Annotated in this window: 22 protein-coding genes; 9 read left to right on the forward strand and 13 right to left on the reverse strand. The window is 72.7% G+C overall.

Features of this window, described 5'->3' with window-relative positions; all coding sequences use genetic code 11:
- Nucleotides 1-25: 25 nt before the first annotated feature.
- Nucleotides 26-1,648 (forward strand): PucR family transcriptional regulator, encoded by a 1,623-nt coding sequence (locus RM446_RS21195; RefSeq protein ID WP_311547147.1) that lies wholly within the window; start codon nt 26-28, stop codon nt 1,646-1,648.
- Between the two features lie 117 nt (nt 1,649-1,765).
- Nucleotides 1,766-2,254, forward strand: coding sequence for an Lrp/AsnC family transcriptional regulator (locus RM446_RS21200; RefSeq protein WP_311547148.1), 489 nt, complete (start codon nt 1,766-1,768; stop codon nt 2,252-2,254).
- A gap of 60 nt (nt 2,255-2,314) precedes the next feature.
- Here RM446_RS21200 and RM446_RS21205 read toward each other — a convergent pair whose 3' ends face one another.
- Nucleotides 2,315-2,791, reverse strand: a complete 477-nt coding sequence (locus RM446_RS21205) for a VTT domain-containing protein (RefSeq protein ID WP_311547149.1) — start codon at nt 2,789-2,791, stop codon at nt 2,315-2,317.
- Between the two features lie 43 nt (nt 2,792-2,834).
- Complete coding sequence (rlmN, locus tag RM446_RS21210; RefSeq protein WP_311547150.1) at nt 2,835-3,932, reverse strand: 23S rRNA (adenine(2503)-C(2))-methyltransferase RlmN; 1,098 nt, start codon at nt 3,930-3,932, stop codon at nt 2,835-2,837.
- A 247-nt stretch (nt 3,933-4,179) separates the two neighbouring features.
- On the opposite strand from rlmN, the gene RM446_RS21215 reads away from it, so the two are divergent.
- Nucleotides 4,180-5,265: a suppressor of fused domain protein gene (locus RM446_RS21215; protein ID WP_311547151.1), complete on the forward strand. Its 1,086-nt coding sequence runs from the start codon at nt 4,180-4,182 to the stop codon at nt 5,263-5,265.
- 21 nt (nt 5,266-5,286) lie between these two features.
- On the opposite strand, the gene RM446_RS21220 is transcribed toward RM446_RS21215, so the two are convergent.
- Nucleotides 5,287-5,556, reverse strand: a complete 270-nt coding sequence (locus RM446_RS21220) for a hypothetical protein (RefSeq protein ID WP_311547152.1) — start codon at nt 5,554-5,556, stop codon at nt 5,287-5,289.
- Nucleotides 5,557-5,729: 173 nt separating this feature from the next.
- Here RM446_RS21220 and RM446_RS21225 point away from each other — a divergent pair, with 173 nt between their 5' ends.
- Entirely contained in the window at nt 5,730-6,362 is a 633-nt protein-coding gene (locus RM446_RS21225; RefSeq protein WP_311547154.1) for a helix-turn-helix domain-containing protein, read from the forward strand.
- Nucleotides 6,359-7,612 carry an MFS transporter gene (locus RM446_RS21230; protein ID WP_311547155.1) on the forward strand — a complete coding sequence of 418 codons (1,254 nt, stop codon included), beginning with the start codon at nt 6,359-6,361 and terminating at the stop codon, nt 7,610-7,612. Before RM446_RS21225 ends, RM446_RS21230 begins: the two co-directional genes overlap by 4 nt.
- A gap of 61 nt (nt 7,613-7,673) precedes the next feature.
- On the opposite strand, the gene RM446_RS21235 is transcribed toward RM446_RS21230, so the two are convergent.
- The 5 genes from RM446_RS21235 to rpsB form a co-directional block, all read right to left on the reverse strand.
- Nucleotides 7,674-8,507 (reverse strand): phosphatidate cytidylyltransferase, encoded by an 834-nt coding sequence (locus RM446_RS21235; RefSeq protein ID WP_311547195.1) that lies wholly within the window; start codon nt 8,505-8,507, stop codon nt 7,674-7,676.
- Nucleotides 8,508-8,728: 221 nt separating this feature from the next.
- On the reverse strand, nt 8,729-9,286 hold the full coding sequence (gene frr / locus RM446_RS21240; RefSeq protein WP_311547156.1) for a ribosome recycling factor: 558 nt from the start codon (nt 9,284-9,286) through the stop codon (nt 8,729-8,731).
- A gap of 58 nt (nt 9,287-9,344) precedes the next feature.
- Nucleotides 9,345-10,073: a UMP kinase gene (gene pyrH / locus RM446_RS21245; RefSeq protein WP_311547196.1), complete on the reverse strand. Its 729-nt coding sequence runs from the start codon at nt 10,071-10,073 to the stop codon at nt 9,345-9,347.
- Nucleotides 10,074-10,254: 181 nt separating this feature from the next.
- Nucleotides 10,255-11,091, reverse strand: coding sequence for a translation elongation factor Ts (gene tsf / locus RM446_RS21250; RefSeq protein WP_311547157.1), 837 nt, complete (start codon nt 11,089-11,091; stop codon nt 10,255-10,257).
- 117 nt (nt 11,092-11,208) lie between these two features.
- Nucleotides 11,209-12,174, reverse strand: coding sequence for a 30S ribosomal protein S2 (rpsB, locus tag RM446_RS21255; RefSeq protein ID WP_311547158.1), 966 nt, complete (start codon nt 12,172-12,174; stop codon nt 11,209-11,211).
- A gap of 355 nt (nt 12,175-12,529) precedes the next feature.
- Between rpsB and RM446_RS21260 the strand changes: the two genes are divergently transcribed.
- Nucleotides 12,530-13,171, forward strand: a complete 642-nt coding sequence (locus tag RM446_RS21260; RefSeq protein WP_311547159.1) for a M23 family metallopeptidase — start codon at nt 12,530-12,532, stop codon at nt 13,169-13,171.
- Here the strand turns inward: RM446_RS21260 and RM446_RS21265 are convergent.
- Nucleotides 13,144-14,094 carry a tyrosine recombinase XerC gene (locus RM446_RS21265; RefSeq protein WP_311547197.1) on the reverse strand — a complete coding sequence of 317 codons (951 nt, stop codon included), beginning with the start codon at nt 14,092-14,094 and terminating at the stop codon, nt 13,144-13,146. The genes RM446_RS21260 and RM446_RS21265 overlap by 28 nt on opposite strands.
- 53 nt (nt 14,095-14,147) lie before the next feature.
- Nucleotides 14,148-14,516: a RidA family protein gene (locus RM446_RS21270; protein ID WP_311547198.1), complete on the reverse strand. Its 369-nt coding sequence runs from the start codon at nt 14,514-14,516 to the stop codon at nt 14,148-14,150.
- A 248-nt stretch (nt 14,517-14,764) separates the two neighbouring features.
- On the opposite strand from RM446_RS21270, the gene RM446_RS21275 reads away from it, so the two are divergent.
- The 3 genes from RM446_RS21275 to dprA all read left to right on the forward strand — a co-directional run bounded on the left by RM446_RS21275 (nt 14,765) and on the right by dprA (nt 18,067).
- Nucleotides 14,765-15,199, forward strand: coding sequence for a YraN family protein (locus RM446_RS21275; RefSeq protein WP_311547160.1), 435 nt, complete (start codon nt 14,765-14,767; stop codon nt 15,197-15,199).
- The gene (locus RM446_RS21280) at nt 15,199-16,740 is read left to right on the forward strand and encodes a YifB family Mg chelatase-like AAA ATPase (RefSeq protein WP_311547161.1); all 1,542 of its coding nucleotides are present in this window, start codon (nt 15,199-15,201) and stop codon (nt 16,738-16,740) included. Before RM446_RS21275 ends, RM446_RS21280 begins: the two co-directional genes overlap by 1 nt.
- A 97-nt stretch (nt 16,741-16,837) precedes the next feature.
- Nucleotides 16,838-18,067: a DNA-processing protein DprA gene (gene dprA / locus RM446_RS21285; protein WP_398695639.1), complete on the forward strand. Its 1,230-nt coding sequence runs from the start codon at nt 16,838-16,840 to the stop codon at nt 18,065-18,067.
- A 143-nt stretch (nt 18,068-18,210) separates the two neighbouring features.
- On the opposite strand, the gene RM446_RS21290 is transcribed toward dprA, so the two are convergent.
- The 3 genes from RM446_RS21290 to rplS all read right to left on the reverse strand — a co-directional run bounded on the left by RM446_RS21290 (nt 18,211) and on the right by rplS (nt 20,185).
- Nucleotides 18,211-18,534, reverse strand: a complete 324-nt coding sequence (locus tag RM446_RS21290; RefSeq protein WP_131099733.1) for a DUF2469 domain-containing protein — start codon at nt 18,532-18,534, stop codon at nt 18,211-18,213.
- A gap of 237 nt (nt 18,535-18,771) precedes the next feature.
- The gene (lepB, locus tag RM446_RS21295; RefSeq protein WP_311547162.1) at nt 18,772-19,563 is read right to left on the reverse strand and encodes a signal peptidase I; all 792 of its coding nucleotides are present in this window, start codon (nt 19,561-19,563) and stop codon (nt 18,772-18,774) included.
- A 277-nt stretch (nt 19,564-19,840) separates the two neighbouring features.
- Nucleotides 19,841-20,185 carry a 50S ribosomal protein L19 gene (gene rplS / locus RM446_RS21300; RefSeq protein ID WP_311547163.1) on the reverse strand — a complete coding sequence of 115 codons (345 nt, stop codon included), beginning with the start codon at nt 20,183-20,185 and terminating at the stop codon, nt 19,841-19,843.
- Nucleotides 20,186-20,486: the final 301 nt, after the last annotated feature.

The raw sequence follows: 20,486 nt of genomic DNA on the forward strand, positions 1-20,486 counted from the left end.
GCGGGCGCGGGCCTAGACTGGGTGCGTGCTGCCCACCCTCGCCGACGTGCTCGAACTCCCGGCCGTGCGTCGCGCGCGCCCGCGGGTCGTGGTGGGTGCCGACCGCCTGGACGCGGCCGTGCGCTGGGTGCACGTCGCCGAGGTCACCGATCTGGCGCATCTGCTGCGCGGCGGCGAGCTGGTGCTGACCACCGGGATCGCGATGCCCGACGACCCCGAGTCGCTGCAGGCCTACATCGACGGCCTCGCCTCCGCCGGGGTAGCGGGAATCGCCGTGGAGCTGGGCCGCAAGTACGACGCGGAGCTGCCGGAGGAGCTGCTGCAGCCGGCCCGCAAGGCGGGCATCCCGGTGGTCGCGCTGGAGCGCGAGGCGCGCTTCGTGGAGATCACCGAGGCCGTGCACATCCGGGTGGTCAACCGGCAGTTGGAGGAGCTCCGCGAATCCGAGCGGCTGCACGAGGTCTTCACCGAACTGTCCGTCGAGGGCGCCCACCCCTCGCGCGTGCTCCGGGAGATCGCCGAGCTCTCCGGCTGCCCGGTGGTCTTGGAGAACCTCGCCCACCAGGTGCTGGTATGCGACCTCAACGGCGAGGACCCCGGGCGTCTACTGGCGTCGTGGGAGACCCGTTCGCGCGGAGTGCGGGTCAGCGGGCGCACCTCGCACGACGCCCCGACCGGGTGGCTGGTGACCATGGTGGGCGCCCGCGGCCAGGACTGGGGGCGGCTGATCCTGATCACCGGCGCGGCTCCCGCACCCCGGCAGACCATGCTGATCGAGCGGGCGGCGACCACACTCGCCCTCGGCCGCCTGCTGGAGCGCCATCAGGAGAGCCTGGAGCGGCAGACCCACCGAACGATCATCGCCGGGATCATCGACCGCGCCTATTCCGACCCCGAGGAGGCACTGGTGCGCGCCCGTGCCGTGGGCGTGCCCCTGTCAGGGCGCAGGCTCGTAGGGCTGGTGCTGCGGCTGCGCGAGGCGGGCACCGGGCTGGCCGCCCAGGCGCGGCTGTCCGACACCGCCGAGGGGGTGGCGCGCGCCTGCCGGGCGCTGCGGCTGACGGCACTCGTGGGCTCGATCGACGACCTGCGGGTGGGGGTGCTGCTCGCGGTGCCGGACTCCGGGAAGCTGGAGCCGCACCTGCACCGGTTGTCCGAGGCCATCCGCGAGCGGGTCGGGGCGAGCGCCGTGCTCGCGGTGGGCTCCACCGCTCAGGGCGTGCGCGACGTGCGCCGCTCGTTCCTCGAGGCGCGCCAGGTCGGCGACGTCGCGCTGCACCAGCAGGACGGCGACGGCGACGACCGCCCCTTCTACCGCCTACCCGACCTGCATCTGCGCGGCCTGCTGCACCTCTTCCGCGACGACGAGCGGCTGCAGACCTACGTCGAGCGCGAACTCGGCCCGCTGCTGGACTACGATGCCCGCCACGGCAGCGATCTCACCGAGATGCTGCGCCAGTACCTGGCTTCGGGACGCAACAAGGCGCTGGCCGCCGCCAACGCCCATCTGTCGCGCCCGGCCTTCTACGAACGGCTGCGGCGCATCTCCCACGTGCTGGAGGCCGATCTCGACTCCGTCGAGACCTGCCTCTCCCTCCATGTAGCGCTACTGTCGTTGGATTCGGTACGGGGCAGGCTCTCGTCCTAGAGGCGCTCACCGGCATCCCCCTGGAGTATTCTGATTCAGTTGCACTGATCCCCGAATACCACCGATTCACGAGCCTAGTGGCGCGAGAACTATCATTTACGCCAATCGGAGGACCCTGTGACCGACAACGGTGATACTGCGCCGGCCGCCGCTCGGAAGCACCCCCATCTCGATGCGACGGCCAAGCGCATCATCGAGCAGCTGCAGCAGGACGGACGGCGGTCCTACGCCGCAATCGGCAAGGCCGTGGGCCTGTCGGAGGCGGCCGTGCGCCAGCGCGTCCAGCGGCTGCTGGAGGCCGGGGTCGTCCAGGTGGTGGGCGTGACCGATCCGATGATGCTGGGCTTCAGCCGCCAGGCCATGATCGCGGTGCGCTCGAACGGGGACCTCACCGCGGTGGCCGACCAGATCTCCGAACTGGAGGGCGTCGACTACGTCGTCGTCACCGCCGGGTCTTTCGACATCCTGGTCGAGGTGGTTGCGGCCGACGACGAGCAGCTGCTGGAGCTGCTCAGCGCCATCCGGTCGGTGCCCACCGTCACCGGCACGGAGACGTTCCTGTACCTGCGGCTGCACAAGCAGACCTACGCGTGGGGCACCCGCTGAGCGAGGCGCGGCGGCGCGGCGCCGAGCCGTCCGGGCCGCCGCTCCGGCCCCGGCCTGCCGCTAGAGCGCCCACATCGCCAGGCCGGGCGCGTAGACCAGGAGCGCGAACCGCGCGGTGCGGGTTGCGAAGGTCACCAGGACGAAACTCGCCAGCGGCATGCGCAGGGTGCCCGCCAGTACCGCGACGACCATGAACGGCGGGATGCTGGCGAAGGAGCTGACGGCCACCAGGCCGACCGTCCACCAGGGGCGCCCCTCGGCCTTGGCGCGCCAGCGCTCCACGCGTGCCGTCCACCGCTGCGGAGTCCGTGCCCGCCGCTTGAGCCACGGCACGTTCAGCGCGCCGCGACCGATGTAGTAGTAGGCGATCTTGCCGACGGTCTGGCCGATTCCGGCCGCCACCGCCACGAACGCCAGAACACCGCCGCCCAGGGCGCCCATGCCCACGAGGTAGAGCTCGACGTTGATCACCGGGAACAGCGCGGACGCCGCCCCGACCAGGAAGGCCAGCGCGATCTGGGCGGCGGACTCGGTCACGTCCTCAACTTCCGGTCGTCGGCGGGGGCGGCAGCGCCGACGGCTAGTCCTCCGCGGCGGCGAGCTGGCCGCAGGCGCCGTCGATCTCCTGGCCGCGGGTGTCGCGGATGGTGACCGGGACCCCGTGCGCCTCCAGGCGGCGCACGAACTCGCGCTCGTCCTCGGGCCGCGAGGCCGTCCACTTCGAGCCCGGAGTCGGGTTCAGCGGGATCAGATTGACGTGCGCCAGATGACCCTTGAGCAGCCGGCCCAGCAGGTCGGCGCGCCAGGCCTGGTCGTTGATGTCGCGGATGAGCGCGTACTCGACGGAGACCCGCCGGCCCGTGGTGCCCGAGTACCGCCAGGCGGCGTCGAGAACCTCGGCCACCTTCCAGCGGTTGTTCACCGGCACCAGCTCGTCGCGCAGCTCGTCGTCGGGGGCGTGCAGCGAGATGGCCAGCCGTACCTGCATCCGCTCGGCGATCAGCTTGTCGATCGCCGGAACCAGGCCCACCGTCGAGACGGTCACGCCGCGCTGGGACATGCCCAGCCCGCCGGGCACCGGATCGGTCATCCGGCGCACGGACTCCAGCACCCGCCGGTAGTTGGCCAGCGGCTCGCCCATGCCCATGAACACGACGTTGCTGATGCGGCCCGGTCCGCCGGCGACCTCGCCGCGCGCGAGGTCGCGCGCGACCGAGACCACCTGGTCGGTTATCTCCCCGGTGGAGAGGTTGCGGGTGAGCCCGTTCTGCCCGGTGGCGCAGAAGGGGCAGTTCATGCCGCAGCCCGCCTGGGAGGAGACGCACAGCGTGATGCGGTCGGCGTAGCGCATCAGCACCGACTCGAACAGCACGCCGTCGAAGGCGCGCCACAGCGTCTTGCGGGTCATGCCGTCGTCGCAGGTGACATGGCGCACCGGCGTGAGCAGCGGCGGCAGCAGGGCGTCGCCGAGGGTCTCGCGCACCTCCGCCGGGAGGTCGGTCATCGCGGAGGTGTCGGACTCCAGCCGACCGAAGTAGTGCTGCGCGAGCTGCTTGGCGCGGAAGGGCTTCTCGCCGAGTTCGGTCACGGCGTCCCGGCGCTCCTGCGGGCTGAGGTCGGCGAGGTGGCGGGGCGGCGCGGCCCGTCGGGGCGCGGCGAAGGTGAGCTCGGCAGGCATCGGTATCCAAGGCGGATCGGAGTCGGACGGCAACCGCAGACGGGACCGGCGATGCGCGGTACTTTAGGGGCCTGTACGGCCTTCGGCGACGGAAGCCGTGGTACCGCCGGCGCGGCCCGGTCGGGGACTACGGTTCATGATATGCGGCGCTCACGCCGGCGCCGTCCGGCACCGGCCGGTCCGCTCCCCCGCGGGCCCCTCGGCCGTGCGACCAGCCGAAGCAGACGAGAGCCGACAAGGAGGGCAGGTGGCCGGAGCGCGCGTCCTCCTCGACCAGTCCAGCCCCTACCGCAGCCGCCGCGTCATCGTCGAGCACGACTCCCGCACCACCTCCGCCTACCTCCTGGACGCCCGGGGCTCCATCCGCGTGCCGGTGTGGCTGGCCAACCACGAGATGGCTCCTGAGACCAGCGACCCCGCGGGCCTCTACCGCGGGCAGGCGCCGCTGATGCCCGCCGCGCAGACCAAGCACCCGCAGGGCCGCGCCCCCTTCGACGAGTCCGCGCTGCGCGCCGTCTGGTTCGAGGAGGGCGACGGTGTGGCCCTGCTCGACGACGACGGCCTGCTGGCGATCGTGCCGGGCTGGGCGGAGGCCGACAGCGGCCTGCCCGGCTACGCTCGCGAGGCCATCGGCCGCAGCCCCTATGCCTGGGCGCTGGACCCGGTCGCCGAGCAGCTGTGGCCGAGGGTGGTGCATGCCGAGGCCTACTGGGACTGGCGGGCCGCGCCCAACGCCTGGCGCAGCGTCCAGCGCACCGTCTTCAACCACCTCACCCGCACCGTCGGATCCGCCGGGCACTACTGGGACGTCTCCGACGGCCACGCCCCGCTGATCCGCGTCTCCGAGCGCCCGCCGACCGAGGACCGGCCCTATACGGTGCTGAGCACCGTGGGCATGTGCGGGCAGCGCATGCCCACGCTGGACCGCTACATGGCCGACACCTCCGCCTACGCCCGCATCGAACTGGCGCTGGCCACCACCACGCAGGCGCACGTGGCCGCCCGGATCTTCCGCTGGATCGGGGCCTTCCCCTGGCGGGCGGTGACCTGGTTCGGCACCGGGCACAGCGTGAAGTGGCTGGACAACCCGGAGGACACCGCCATGCGCGGCAGCAGCGCGGCCGTGCTGCTCGTGGACGACCCGGCACCGCTGAGCGGGCCCTCCGGCCAACTGCCCCCCGACACCTCCGGCCTCACGTTCCACGGCGACCCGGTCACCTGGCTGTGGATCGTCCCCATCACCCGGCCCGAGCACCTCTTCGCCAAGGAGCACGACTCCGCCACCCTGCTCGACAAGCTCGCCGCCGAAGGGCGCAGCTGGATCCTGGGGTGACGTGCCGAAGGCGCGGCGGGCTCATCCGGTCCAGCGCTGCGCGACGACCTCGTCGATCAGGTCGGAGACCGCGTTGTAGGTGTGCGTCTGGTTGAACTCCGCGGCGCCGGCCCCGAGCGCGAAGGGAGCCACGTCGGCGTCGGTCAGGGCCACTTCGTAGCCGTGCGCGGTGGTGATGCGGTGGAGGCGGCCCTCGGGGGTGTCCTCGGTGCTGTGGTAGTCGATGATCTTCAGCCCGGCCAGATCCATCAGGATCCGGCCGAGCGTGTCCCGCGGCGGCCAGGATTCCATGGGCTCTCCTCGCGTCGTCCTCGCACCAGCGTGCCAGGGTCGGCGCCGCGGAGTCGGCCACTCCGCCCAATTCCCGAGGCTCATGCCGGGCCACGGCCCGCGTTCGCCCTCCACCCGACCAACTACCAAACAACTCTTTGACGGATGGGCTGAAGGCTCCTAGTGTGCCTGCCATGCTTGATCCCCCCGACCCTCCCGACTCCCCCGACTCCCCCGATCTCGCCGGCCTGCGGCTGCTGGCGCACCCGCTCCGGCTGCGGCTGCTGTCGCTGCTCACCGCGCAGGCGATGAGCGCGGCCGAGGCCGCTCGCGAGCTCGGCGAGACCCAGGCCAACGTCAGCTACCACCTGCGCCGGCTGCACGACGGCGGACTGCTGGAGCTCGCCGAGGAGGTGCGGGTCTCGGGCGGACGCGCGCGCCGATACCGGCACGACGCCGCGAGCGGTCCGTCCGCGCTGGCCGCGGGCCCGACCGCGACCGGCGTCGACCACCGGGCGGTCGCCGCCGCGCTCGCCGCCGAGCTCCAGCGCCGCGCCGCGCGGCGCCGCGCGGACGAGCGCGGCAACATCACCGACGCCGAGGTGTGGGTCGACCCCGACGAGTGGCACGCCATCGTCGAAACCGTCTCGGGCGCCACCGAGCGCCTGCACTCTGCGGCACGCCCTCCGCACACCCCCGGCACGATCCCCACCAGCACCACCCTGGCCATGTTCGCCCTCGACGACCGCCGATCCCCGGGCACCGGCGGCGGCCACGGTGGCCACGGCGGTGACGGCGCTGCGGCCGACGAGCGGCGGGGACGGTGAGCGCCGGCGACCCGCCGGCGCCGGGAACCGCGGATCCGCCCCGCTCCGAGCGGGGCGTCCGTGCGCCGCTGCGCTACCGGGACTTTCGCGGGCTGGCAGCCGGGCGCGGGTTGATGTACTTCGGCAACTCGCTGGCCACCGTCGCGCTGGCCTTCGCCGTGCTCGACCTGACGGGCTCGCCGGTGGACCTGGGGATCGTGCTGGGCGCCCGGTCGGTGGCGCTGATCGTCTTCGCGCTGCTCGGCGGCATCCTGGCCGACCGGCTGCCGCGCTCGGTCATCCTGCAGGGCGCCTGCGCACTGGCGGCGGCATCGCAGGCCGCGATCGCCGCCGCCGTCCTGACCGGCGCGGCGTCGGTCCCCCTGCTCGCGGCGCTCAGCCTGGTCAACGGCGGGGTCGCCGCCGTGGGCCTGCCCGCCGCCGTCTCGCTGACTCCGCAGACCGTGCCCGCGCATCTGCTGCGCCAGGCCAACGCGGTGGCCCGCATGGGCATCATGCTGGGCATGGCCGTGGGGATGTCGGCCGGCGGCGGCGCGGTGGGGCTCGTCGGGCCGGGCTGGACGCTGGCGGCCGACGCCGCGGTCTTCGCCGCGGCGGGGGCGGCCTTCGGGTTCGTGCGGGTCGCCCCGCCCGCCACCGGCGGGGGCGGCAACCCGCTGCGCGAGCTCGCCGAGGGGTGGACCGAGTTCGCCGCGCGGCCGTGGGTGTGGATCGTGGTACTGCAGTTCATGGTGGTCAACGCTGTCTGGTCGGGCGGGGTGAAGGTGCTCGGTCCCGCCGTTGCCGATGCCACGATCGGACGCGGGCTGTGGGGCGTCGTCCTCTCCGCCGAGACCTTCGGCGCCCTGGCCGGCGGGCTGCTGGCAGCGCCCGGGCAGCCGCGCCGGGCGCTGCTGTTCGGGGTGTCGCTGGTCGCCCTGGACGCGCTGCCGCTGCTGACGCTGGGCTACGCGCCCGCGGTGCCGTTCCTGCTGCCCGCGATGTTCCTCACCGGCGTCGCCCTTGAGCAGTTCGGTGTGGCCTGGGAGGTGTCGCTGCAGCAGAACATCCCGCCGGAGAAGCTGGCGCGGGTCTACTCCTACGACGCGCTGGGCTCCTTCGTCGCCCTGCCGCTCGGCGAGACCGCGGCGGGACCGATCGCGGCGCTGGTGGGGATCCGGCCGACGCTGACAGGCGGGGCGGCCCTGATCGTGCTCGCGTGCCTGACCGCGCTCAGCGTGCCCGGCGTACGTCGGCTCACGACACGGTGACCCGGCGGAGGGGACCCGGCCGCGCGGCGCGTGCGCCGGGCCTTTTCCGCTGGAACGGGTGCTAGGGCACCAGCAGGCTCAGCACGACCCAGGCGACCGGTCCGGCGATCAGAAGCGAGTCGACCCGGTCCAGCAGGCCGCCGTGGCCGGGCATGAACCGGCCCATGTCCTTGAGGCCGAGGTCCCGCTTGAGCAGCGACTCGATCAGATCGCCCACCGTCGCCGCCAGGACGACGGCCACGCCCAACACCGCGCCGGCCCACACGGGGCCGTCCAGCATAAGCGCGACGGTCAGCCCGCCTGCCAGCATGCAGGCAAGCACCGAGCCGCCGAAGCCCTCCCAGGTCTTGTTCGGGCTGATCACCGGCGCCATCTTGTGCCGGCCCATCAGGATTCCGGCGAAGTACCCGCCGATGTCGCTGCTGATGGTGACGAGGATGAACGCGATCAGCCGCTCCTGGCCGTCGCCCGGCGTGGCGATCAGCAGCTGCCAGGTGCCCAGCAGGAAGGGGACGTAGAGAAGGGTGAGCAGGTTCGCGCCGGCGTCGCGGACGTAGCCCTCGGCACCGTCGCGCAGCCGCCATGACAGCGCGGCGACGGCCGTCAGCGCCGTGGCGCCCACCAGCCACTCGGCGCCGCCGAAATAGGCGCACACCTGCATGGCCGCGCCGCCCAGCGCCAGCGGCCAGACCGCGAGCCGGCCGCCCTTGGCGGCCAGACCGCGGTTGAGCTCGCGCAGGCAGATGAGTGTGGCCGCGGCGGTGATGGCCACGAACCCGGCCGAGAAGGGGTAGATGGACAGCAGCACGAGCGCGCCCAGCGCCACACCGCTGGCGATGGCCAGCGGCAGGTTGCGGCCGGTGCGCACGGGTTCGCCGTCGGGCTTGTGCAGCACAAAGCGCTGCCGGGCGCTGTCGTCGCCTTCGCCTCCGGCGCCGGCGCCGCCGTCCGGTGCCGGCGCCCCGTGCGAGGCGCCCGCGCCGGGGTTCTCCGGCCCCTCGGAGCTCTGGCACCCGCTCTCGCCTTCCTCGGGCGCGCCGGGGCCGGTGGGCGGCGGTTCGTGCCGCGCGCGGTCGTCGTCCTGCTCGGAACCGGGCTCGATGAACGTCACGGACTCTAGACCTCGAGCAGCTCGGATTCCTTGTGCTTGAGCAGCTCGTCGATCTCCGCGACGTACTTGTGCGTGACCTCCTCCAGCTCCTCCTGCGCGCGGTGGCCCTCGTCCTCGCCGATGTCGCCGGCCTTCACGGCCTTGTCGAACGCGTCCTTGGCGTGGCGCCGGATGTTGCGGATGGACACGCGGGCGTCCTCGGCCTTGCTGCGCACCACCTTGATGTACTCCTTGCGGCGCTCCTCGGACAGGTCCGGGAACACGATGCGGATGACGTTGCCGTCGTTGGCGGGGTTCACCCCGAGATCGCTCTCGCGGATCGCCTTCTCGATCGCCCCCATCGACGTCTTGTCGAACGGGGACACGACCACCATGCGCGGTTCGGGAACCGAGAACGACGCGAGCTGGTTGATCGGGGTCTGGGCGCCGTAGTACTCGGCCGTGATCTTGTTGAAGGTCGCCGGGCCGGGGCGGCCCGTGCGGATCGCGGCGAAGTCCTCCTTGGCGACCACGACTGCCTTCTCCATCTTCTCCTCGGCCTCGAGGAGGGTCTCTTCGATCATTGGGGCTCCCGTGTGTCGCTTCAGTCCATCTGTCGGGCTGTCGGAGGTCGGCGCCGTGTCAGCTCTGGTCCGCCGGGCACACGATGGTGCCGATCTTCTCGCCCCGTACCGCACGGACGATGTTGCCCTCGGCCATCAGGTCGAATACGACGATCGGCAGGCCGTTGTCCATGCACAGGCTGACCGCGGTGGCGTCCATGACCTTCAGGCCGCGGGTCAGCACCTCGTTGTACTCCAACCGGTCGAACTTGAGCGCGTTGGGATTGCGCTGCGGGTCGGAGTCGTAGACTCCGTCGACCTGGGTTCCCTTGAGCACCGCCTGCGCACCGATCTCCAGGGCGCGCTGGGCGGCCGTGGTGTCGGTGGAGAAGAACGGCGCGCCGAGCCCGGCGCCGAAGATGACGACGCGGCCCTTCTCCAGGTGGCGGACCGCCCGGCGCGGAATGTAAGCCTCCGCGACCTGGCTCATGTGGATGGCGGTCTGCACGCGGGTCTCGACGCCCTGCCGCTCCAGGAAGTCCTGCAGCGCCAAACAGTTGATCACCGTGCCCAGCATCCCCATGTAGTCGGCGCGGCCGCGCTCCATTCCCCGTTGCGACATCGCGGCGCCGCGGAACATGTTGCCGCCGCCCACGACCACGGCGACCTCGATGCCCTCGGCCACGGCGGATGCGATCGCCTCGGCCAGGTACTCGACGACGACGGCTTCGATCCCGAGGTCCTCACCGCCGGCGAACGCCTCGCCGGACAGTTTCAGTACGACGCGCTTCCAGCCCGAGTCGTGCATCGCTGGGGCCTCCGCGGCGGCATGGCCTTCGGTCTCCGACACGGCGCTCGGCCTCCTTCTGGTTCCCCCGAGTGGTTATGCGAATGCGGGGCGGCCGCGCGTCCGCCGGGCCGACCCCCGCCTGATCCACCGAAGGTGCCGGGGCGCGGCACGCCCCGACACCTCCATCATGTCAAACGGACTAGGATTGGCCGACCTTGAAGCGCACGAAGCGGCGAACGGTGACGCCGGCGGCGTCGACGATCTGCTGGACCGTCTTCTTGCTGTCCTTGACGAACGGCTGCGCGAGCAGCGTGGCGTCCTTGAAGTAGCCGTTCACCCGGCCCTCGATGATCTTGGGCAGTGCCTGCTCGGGCTTGCCCTCCTCGCGGGCGGTGGCCTCGGCGATGCGGCGCTCGTTGGCGACGGTCTCCTCGGGGACGTCGTCCTTGCTGACGTAGGACGGCGCGAGCGCGGCGATCTGCTGGGCGACGTCCTTGCCCACCTCGGCGTCCGCCTTGTCCAGCTCGACCAGCACGCCCATGGTCGGCGGCAGGTCGGGATCGGACTTGTGCAGGTAGCTGGCGACGAAGGCGCCCTCGAACTTCGCGAAGCGGCGGAGCTCCAGCTTCTCGCCGATGACGGCGCTGCGCTCCTCGACGACGGTCTGCACGGTCTTGCCGTCGGAGAACTCGCTGTTGGCCAGCGCCGCGATGTCGTCGACGTCGTTGGCGGCGGCGAAGCCGGCGATGTCGGAAGCCAGCTGCTGGAACTGCTCGTTCTTGGCGACGAAGTCGGTCTCGCAGCCCAGCTCGACGAGCACGGCCGAGGCGTCGTCGTCCTGCTTGAGGGCGACCAGGCCGTTGTCGGCGGAGCGCTCGGCGCGCTTGCCGACGGCCTTGGCACCCTTGACGCGCAGGAACTCGACGGCCTTGTCGAAGTCGCCGTCGCTGTCCTCCAGCGCCTTCTTGCAGTCCATCATGCCCGCGCCGGTCTGGTCGCGGAGTTTCTTCACGTCGGCGGCGGTGTAGTTCGCCATGGCGTTTCTCTAATCCCTCGGTGTGGGTCGACGGGTCTCACGGGAGCCGGGCCGCGCGGCCCGGCGTGGCTCCCCGCGCCCGGTGGGGCGGCGGGGAGCCGCAATCGCCTGAAGGGCTCAGGCTTCCTTCGAGCCCTCGGCCTCGGCCTCGCCGACGGGCGCCGCGGCCGACTGCTCCTCAGCGGCCTCGGCGGCCGGCGCCTCAGCGGGCTGCTCCGAGGCGGCCTCGGCGGGCTGCTCCGGGGCGGCCTCAGCGGCCGGCGCCTCAGCAGCCGGGGCCTCAGCAGCCGGGGCCTCGGCGGTGGCCTCGCCCTTCTCCAGCAGCTCGCGCTCCCACTCGGCCAGCGGCTCCTCGCCGGACTTCTCGGCGCCGGCCGAGGCGGAAGCGCCCGACCGCACCAGCAGACCGTCGGCGACGGCATCGGCGACGACGCGGGTGAGCAGGCTGACGCTGCGGATGGCGTCGTCGTTGCCCGGGATCGGGTAGTCGACCTCGTCGGGGTCGCAGTTGGTGTCCAGGATCGCGACGACCGGGATGTTCAGCTTCCGGGCCTCGCTGATCGCGATGTGCTCCTTCTTGGTGTCCACGATCCAGACCGCGCTGGGCACGCGGGACATGTCGCGGATACCGCCGAGGGTGCGCTCCAGCTTCTCCTTCTCACGGCGCAGCCCGAGCAGTTCCTTCTTGGTGAGCCCGGAGGCGGCGACGTCGTCGAAGTCGATCTCCTCCAGCTCCTTCAGGCGCTGGAGCCGCTTGTGGACGGTGGAGAAGTTGGTGAGCATGCCGCCCAGCCAGCGCTGGTTGACGAAGGGCATCCCGACACGGCGGGCCTGCTCGTCGATGGCCTCCTGCGCCTGCTTCTTCGTGCCGACGAAGAGGATGGTGCCGCCGTGGGCGACCGTCTCCTTGACGAACTCGTAGGCGCGGTCGATGTAGGCCAGCGACTTCTGCAGGTCGATGATGTAGATGCCGTTGCGCTCGGTGAAGATGAAGCGCTTCATCTTCGGGTTCCAGCGCCGCGTCTGGTGCCCGAAGTGCACACCGCTTTCCAGCAGCTGACGGATGGTCACGACTGTGGCCATGACTCGGTCCTCCTAGTACGGCGGGTCTGTCCCGCCCCGGTTGTTCCTGACGCCCCGACCGCTCCGCCGCACCGCGCGGGTGCGGACCGTGAGAGCGGCCCCTTGCCGGGAAGGCACGGAGGCGTGCGTATTGGTCGGCTCGCATCGAGCCTCATGGAATTCTAGCGGCCCTCGAGGTGCGTCGGGGCCTATCGACGGCCCTCGCCGGTGTCAAGGACCGCCGAGCGTCCGGATTCCGCCGAATCCGCGCTTTCTCCACAGGCCCGGGAACGGCCTGGCGGTGCGGTGGCGGGCGCACCAGGCTGGGTAAATGCCGTCTCCGCGTCCTACCCCGGCCCGCCGTCCGATCCGCGCCTTGGCCGCCGGGCTGGCGGCGCTCGTCCTGGCGCCCGCGGGCCATGCGGCGCCCGCCCGGGCCCAGGACGACTCCTGGCAGCGGCCGCTTCCCGAACCGGTGCGCATACTGCGGCCCTTCGACCCTCCGGCCCAGCGCTGGCTGCCGGGCCACCGGGGCGTCGACCTCGCGGCCGGACCGGGCTCCGCCGTCCGCGCCGCCGGCGGGGGTCGCGTCGCGTTCGCCGGCAGCGTCGCGGGCACCGGAGTGGTCAGCGTCGACCACGGGGGACTGCGTACCACCTACCTGCCCGTGGTGCCGCGGGCCGAGGAGGGGATGCGAGTGGCGGCGGGGCAGGTGATCGCGTCCGTCGCCGAGGCCGGGCGGCACTGCGTCACCCGCCCCTGCCTGCACTGGGGGCTGCGCAGCGGCGACACCTACCTCGACCCGCTCGCGCTGCTGGGGGTCGGGCGGGTGCGGCTGCTGCCCGGTCCCGCTCCCCGGCGGCAGGGGAGGCCGGGAAGGAAGCGGTGCAGAGGCGGGACGGACCGGAGCGGACGCGCTGTGCGGCCCGGGCGCAACAGGCGGAAAGGCCGAACGGGCCCGAGTGAACGGAACGGACGCCCGCATCGCGCCTACGCCCTGGGGTGCGCCCGGTTGTAGGTGCTCATCAGGCGCTCGATCGAGACGTGCGTGTAGATCTGGGTGCTCGACAGCGATGCGTGGCCGAGGATCTCCTGCACGCTGCGGAGGTCGGCACCGCCGTTGAGCAGATGTGTAGCCGCGCTGTGCCGCAGCCCGTGGGGGGCGGCGTCGGTGCCGTGTGCCCGCAGATAGGCGTGCACGTCGCGCCGGGCCGACCTGGTGCCCAGCCGCCCGCCCCGCGCCCCGAGGAACAGGGCCGGCCCGCTCGCGGGCGAGGTCAGCCGCGGGCGGCCCTCCAGCAGCCAGACGCCCACCGCCTCCAGGGCCGGCGCCCCCACCGGCACCACCCGCTCCTTGCCTCCCTTGCCCAGGACCCGCAGAGTGCGGCGCTCCCGGTCGACGTCGTCGACGTCGAGGGCGCACAACTCGGCCACGCGGACGCCCGTGGCGTAGAGGACCTCGACCACCGTGCGGCGGCGCAGGGCGACGGGGTCGGAGTCCGGGGCGCGGCCGGAGTCGGAGGCCGGGCCGACGGGGTCGGAGGAGGGGCGGGATTCCGGGGCGCGGTGCGGGTCGGAGCCGGGGTCGGGGTCGTCGGCGAGAGCGGCGGCGGTCTCGCGCTCGCTGAGGACGTCGGGCAGCGACCGGTGCGGGCGCGGCGCGGCGAGCTGCGGGCCGGGGTCGTGGGCGATCCTGCCGCTGCGGTGCAGGAACGCGGTGAACACACGAGCGGCGGCGACCCGCCGCGCCATGGTCGCGCGCCCCGCGCCCCCGTCGCGCATCCGGGCCAGCCAGCCCCGCAGCGCGGCGAGGTCGAGGCCGTCGAGCCCCCGACCGGTCTCGTCGAGGTAGCCCAGCAGCGCCCGGGCGTCGCCGAGGTAGGCGCGCACGGTGTGCGGCGACCGGTCGACCGCGAGGTGGCCGCGCAGGTCCTCGATCAGCTCCCGCCGCTCGGCCGACTCGGCGGTCCCACCGGCCCCGCCCGCCCCGGCACTCACCGCGCCTCCGTCCCCCGCCCGCGCACGGCGACGGCGTCGACCTCGATCAGGCACCGGGAGTCCACCAGCCCGCTGACCTCGACGAGAGTGCTCGCCGGGCGGGGCTCGTGAACGAGGTACCCGTCGACCACGCGCCGCACGTCGTCGAGGTCGGCCATGTGGCGCAGGTAGTAGGTCAGCTTGACCAGGTGCCGCGCGTCCGCCCCGTTCTCGGCCAGTACGGAATCGACGTTGCGCAGCGCCCGCCGGGTCTGCGCGAGCGCGTCGCCGACGGCCACCGTCCCGTCCGCGTCGATCGGCATCTGCCCCGAGACGAAAACCAGCGGCCCGTCAGCCACGACCGCGTCGCTGTACCTTCGCGCCATCATGCTCCCCCTCTCCACCGCTGCGGAGGCTGTCAGCGCCAACCTGGAACACCGGGCCCCCTCACCGCAACCCTTTCACCCGAGTAAGGCCGATCTATCCGGGACGCCGCGGAGAACGACACCGCAGGGAGCGCCCGCCCCCGACACGCTCGCAGGGCTCGACTCCGCGCTGTGTTCGCTCGCCGCCGGTTGTCCACAGCCCGGAAATCGGCGTGGAACGGCGGCCGCCGACTGACCAGGCTAGGAGCATGAGCTCCTTCCGCCGCGCCCTGCGCCCCTGCCCTCGCCGCGACCGAGTCGACACTCCCACTGCCCCGTCCACGCCGGGTGGGCGCAGATCCACGCTCGGCACGCGGGGCGAAGACGTGGCCGCGGCCTACCTGGCACGCGGCGGGCTGCGCATTCTCGCGCGCAACTGGCGCTGCGCGGAGGGCGAGATCGACATCGTCGCGGGCCAGGGGGCCACCATCGTCGTCGCCGAGGTCAAGACCCGAACCGGTCTGCGATTCGGTTCGCCGCTGGAGGCGGTCACCGAGTCCAAGAGGCGGCGGCTGCGCAGACTGGCACGGCGGTGGGCCGCCACCCACGGGGCGGCCGGCAGGCCCATCCGGATCGACGCCGTGTGCGTGCTCGTCCTCACCGGTGACCGCGTCTGCGTCCGTCACCATGAGGGGGTGGCGTGATGGCGCTCGCCCGGACGCGCTCCATGGCCCTGATCGGCATCGACGGCCACATCGTCGAGATCGAGGCCCACCTCGGCGACGGTGCGGCCGGACTCACCCTCGTCGGCCTGCCCGACACCGCGCTGCGCGAGGCGCGCGACCGGATCCGGGCCGCCGTGGTCAACTCCGGGGAGCACTGGCCGGAAGGGCACATCACCGTCAGCCTGTCGCCGGCCAGCCTGCCCAAGCGCGGCAGCGGTTTCGACCTCGCGATCGCCGCCGCCGTCCTGGCGGCCGAGGGCGCCGTGCCGCCGGAGTCGCTGCGCACCGCCGTCGTGCTGGCGGAACTCGCCCTCGACGGCCGCACGCGTCCGGTCAGCGGCGTACTCCCCGCGGTCCTGGCCGGGGTCCGCAGCGGGCACACCACCTTCGTCGTGGCGCGCGGCAACGCCGCTGAAGCCGCGCTGGTGCCGGGGGTGTCGGTGATGGCGGTCGCCTCTCTGGGCGAGCTCCTCGCGCGGCTGCGCGGTGAATCGGTCGCCGAAGACCCTCCCGGCGACGACCCCGGCCCGAAGCCGCAGACCGACGACACCGATTCCTCCGAGGCCGCCCGCAAGCCCGACCTCTCCGACGTACTGGGGCAGCCGGTCGCCCGCCGCGCGCTGGAGATCGCCGCGGCCGGCGGCCACCACCTGATGATGGTCGGTCCACCCGGCACCGGGAAGAGCCTGCTCGCCGAACGCCTGCCCACCGTCCTGCCCCGGCTTGCCTCGGCGGAGTCCATCGAAGTCACGGCGGTCCACTCCGTGGCGGGAACCCTGCCCGACCGGTCGCCGCTGGTGGTCGATCCGCCGTTCTGCGCACCCCACCACACCGCCACCCGGGCCGCGATCGTCGGCGGAGGCAGCACGCGGTTGCGCCCCGGATGCGTTTCGCTGGCCCACCGCGGCGCACTGTTCCTCGACGAAGCACCCGAGTTCGCCCGCGGCGTCCTCGACTCGCTGCGCCAACCGCTGGAGACCGGCGAGGTCGTCGTCGCGCGCTCGGCCGCCACCGTGCGCTTCCCCGCCCGGTTCCTCCTCGTTCTCGCCGCCAATCCGTGCCCCTGCGGCAAGGCCGGAACCGCCTGCACCTGCACGTCCGTCCAGCGGCGCCGCTACCTGGCCCGGCTCTCCGGGCCGCTGCTGGACCGGGTCGACCTCAAGGTCGAGCTCCAGCCCGTCGCCCACGCCGAACTCCTCGCCGACCGCGCCTACGCCGAGTCCTCGGCCACCGTCGCGAAACGGGTCGCCCGAGCCCGCGAACGCTCCGCCGCCCGACTGGCGGGCACCCCGTGGAGCACCAACGCGGAGGTCCCGGGCGCCGAACTCCGACGGCACTTCCCCGTACCTCCCGACGCCCTGCGCATCCTCGCGGCCGCCCTTGAGCGCGGCGAGATCAGCGCCCGCGGGCTCGACCGCGCGCTCCGCGTCGCCTGGACCGTCGCCGATCTCGGCGACCGCGAACCCGCAGCGGAGGACACCGCCTACGCCTACGCGCTATGGACCGGCCGCGTCCAGTAGGCCGACCGGCACAGCCGGACTCCGCACCACCCTGCACCCATCCACCTCGAAGGGAGGAAGGCGGCGTCTTGCCGAGGGCAGCGCCGCCGCCGCGACCATGAGCTGTTCCGGTTCCCCGTCCGAGCCGCCGGAACCCGGGCAGCACGCCCCGCCGTCGGAGTCCGGTCCCCGCCCGGCCCCGGTCGGCGACGACGCCTCGGCGCGGGCGTGTCTGACCGCCGTGGCCGATCCCGGCGACGCCGCCATGGGTGCGCTGCTCGACGAGCACGGCGCCGCCGCGGTCTGGCGAGCTCTGCGTGACGGCGAGGCACCGCAGCCGCCGCCGGGCGCGCGCCCCGACACCGTCGCACGGCGGTCCGCGCGCTGGCGCGACCGCGCCGGCCGGATCGACCCCGATGCCCTGCTGGCCGCGACGGCCGACTTCGGCAGCCGACTGGTCGTTCCGGGTGATCCCGGCTGGCCTACCCAGCTCGACCAGCTCGGGCGGCGGCGCCCCTACGCACTGTGGGTCCGCGGCGCCCACGACCTGCGGCACGCGTGCCTGCGTTCGGTGGCGGTGGTGGGTGCGCGGGCCGCGACCGCCTACGGCATGCACGTGGCGGCCGACCTCGCATGGGGTTTGGGCCGACGCTCGTGGGCGGTCGTGTCCGGGGGCGCATACGGAATCGACTCCGCAGCCCACCGCGGCAGTCTCGCCGCCGCCGCCTCCGCGGTGGCCGTTCTCGCCTGCGGTCTCGACCTCGCCTATCCGCGCGGCAACGAGGGCCTTTTCGCCGACATCGCAGCGCGCGGCGCGCTCGTCAGTGAGCACCCGCCCGGAACCCCGCCCAGCAAGCACGGATTCCTCGTACGCAACAGGATCATCGCCGCGCTCACCCCCGGAACGGTAGTCGTCGAGGCCGGACTGCGCAGCGGCGCCCTCAACACCGCGCGCCACGGGCAGGAGCTGCATCGGACCGTCATGGCCGTACCGGGCCCGGTCACCTCGGCGCTGTCGGCGGGCTGCCACCGACTGCTCCGCGACGGCGCCGCCGTCTGCGTCACCGACACCGACGACGTGGTGGAGCAGGTGGGGCGGATCGGCGCCGACCTGCGCACCGACGAAGGCGGTACCGCGCTCGACCCCGGCTCCCTCGACGACACCTCCCGCAGAGTCCTGGCCGCGGTACCCCACCGCACCTGTGCAGGGACGGCATCCGTCGCCGAGACGGCGGGCCTGGGACTCGACTCCGCCCTGAGCAGTCTGGGCCTGCTCGCCGCCGCCGGATTCGTCGAACGCGGCCCGTCGGGCTGGCGGCGCACCGCGGGCGTCCGCGGTCGCGGGTAGGAGGGGATGCTCCGGACGCGGGGCCCGGGCTGCCCCGGGCATCGCACCTGGTGGGCATACGAATGCCGCCGGGGGCGCTCGTGGCGCCGCCCGGCGGCGATGACTGTGGTCCCGACCGGCTGGGGCGGCGGGACGGGGCCCGGTTACTGCGGCTTGCCCGTTGCTGGGACCTCTAGATCGGACTTGGTGATCTCCTCGACGTTGACGTCCTTGAACGTCACCACGCGCACGTTTCGGACGAACCTGGCCGGGCGGTACATGTCCCAGACCCAGGCGTCCTCCATTGTGACCTCGAAGTACATCTCGCCGTTCTCAGTGCTGCGCGGCTGCAGGTCCACGTGGTTGGTGAGGTAGAACCGGCGCTCGGTCTCGACCACGTAGCTGAAAAGGCCGACGACGTCGCGGTACTCGCGATAGAGCTGCAGCTCCATCTCGGCCTCGTACTTCTCCAGGTCCTCAGAACTCATTTCGCGCTCGCTTTCGTCGTGCAGTCCCGGTTGAGCGGCCCGGCCCCCTTCGCCTATGGGGTCTCGCGGGAACCCGTTCCCGCGTTGATCGATCGACTACAGAACCATGATGCGGCACGTGTCAACCGTTCGGAAGCGCACTGGGCGACCTCCGGCGGCCCCGGCAGCGCAGTGCCGCCCGCGCCCCGACCCGGTCCTGGCGGCCGCCCGCGGGGGCGCGAGCGCGGCCCGCGCGTGTCATCCCGCATCGGCCGCCGGGCCGGAGCCCTTGCCGGCCCCCTGGCCTGCTCCCTCGTCGGCGCCGGCGTTCTCGGCGAGGGCGTCGTCCAGCGCCTCGAAGGTGTCCGGCCGGGGCAGCGTGGACCAGCGGTCGACGGGCCAGACGATCACCGACGCGCGCCCCACCACGTGGTCCGTGGGTACGGCACCGCCACCGGGCTCGTTCTGGTGCTCGCGGGAGTCGCGCGAGACCCCCCGGTGGTCGCCCATCACCCACACGTGGTCCTCGGGCACCTCGACCGGACCGAACGCCCGGTGACTCGGGATGCTGTCGGGGAAGAGGTAGGGCTTCTCCTGCAGCGGTTCGCCGTTGACCAGGACGCGGTTCTGCTCGTCGCAGCACTCCACGGTGTCGCCGGGCACTCCGATGACACGCTTGATGTAGTCGCGGCCGTTGGGGGCGAGCCCGAACTGCTGGCCGACCCAGGTGAACGCGCGGGCCACGGGGTTGGCCGACTCCTCGGGCTGGACCATGGAGGGCCCTTCGTCCCAGGACCCCTCGCCGTTGAACACGACGACCTCGCCGCGCTTGATCTCGCGCACCTGGTACACCAGCTTGTTCACGATCACGCGGTCGCCGATGAGCAGCGTGTTCTCCATCGACCCTGAGGGGATGTAAAAGGGCTGGGCGATCCAGGTCCGGATGACGAAGGCCAAGACGAGCGCGATGGCGATCAGGATCGGGAGCTCCTTCCAGAAGGACCCCGACTTCTCTGCCTTCTCGTCCGTGCTCTCCCTCTTGGCGTTCATCGAACCCCCGCTCTCGGCCGCGTCGGCCTCACCACGTGCACCGGCCGCCTCGTGGACACCGGCCCGACACGACTCTGGCTCCCCCGCGCTGATGCGCGGGGGAGCCAGAGCGGTCGGACCGGGTCCCGCCGGTGGGACCGACAGCGTCGATCACCGCACCGGAGGCCGAATCTTCTTTGGTCATCGGAACCGAAGCCTATCCGAGCGCGGCGCTCCGTGTCGGTTAAGCCACAGCCGAGATGCGATACGCCGCGTAATCGATCCGCGACAGAACGGCCTAGCGGCGCTCGGGGATGCGGGCGGCCTTGCCGCGCAGGTTGCGCAGGTAGTACAGCTTGGCCCGGCGGACACGGCCGCGGGAGACGATCTCGATCTTCTCGATCACCGGACTGTGCACCGGGAAGGTGCGCTCCACGCCCACGCCGTAGCTGATCTTGCGGACGGTGAACGTCTCGCGGTTGGCGGCTCCCTGGCGCCGGATCACGACACCCTTGAAGACCTGGACACGCGAGCGGTTCCCCTCGGTGACGCGCACGTGCACGTTCAGCGTGTCGCCCGGGCGGAAATCGGGAATGTCCGAGCGCAGTTGGGCCTTCTCAATTTCCTGAATAGCGGTGTGCATCTCAGCGTTTCCTCATCGATTGCGCGCCGCGGCGACGGACAGTGCGGTTCGCGCGGGCGGATCTGCTGCTGGGGTCTTACGTGTGAGCCTCTGCCGGGTCTGCGCGGGCGCGAGCAATGAGACGGCGGCATGCGAACAACGCGCGACGACAGGGGCAACTCCCCCAGTCTGCCACACGTTGGGACCCGGTTTGTAACCGATCCCCGGGCCCGGTGCCCTGGGCATCCGCGGAGCGGGGCCTGCACCGGAGCTGCGCAGTGGTTCCGGCGCCCGGCGGACGCGGCAGCCGTGCTCTGCAGGC

The organism is Streptomonospora wellingtoniae (assembly GCF_031845375.1).
Classification (GTDB): Bacteria; Actinomycetota; Actinomycetes; order Streptosporangiales; family Streptosporangiaceae; genus Streptomonospora; species Streptomonospora wellingtoniae.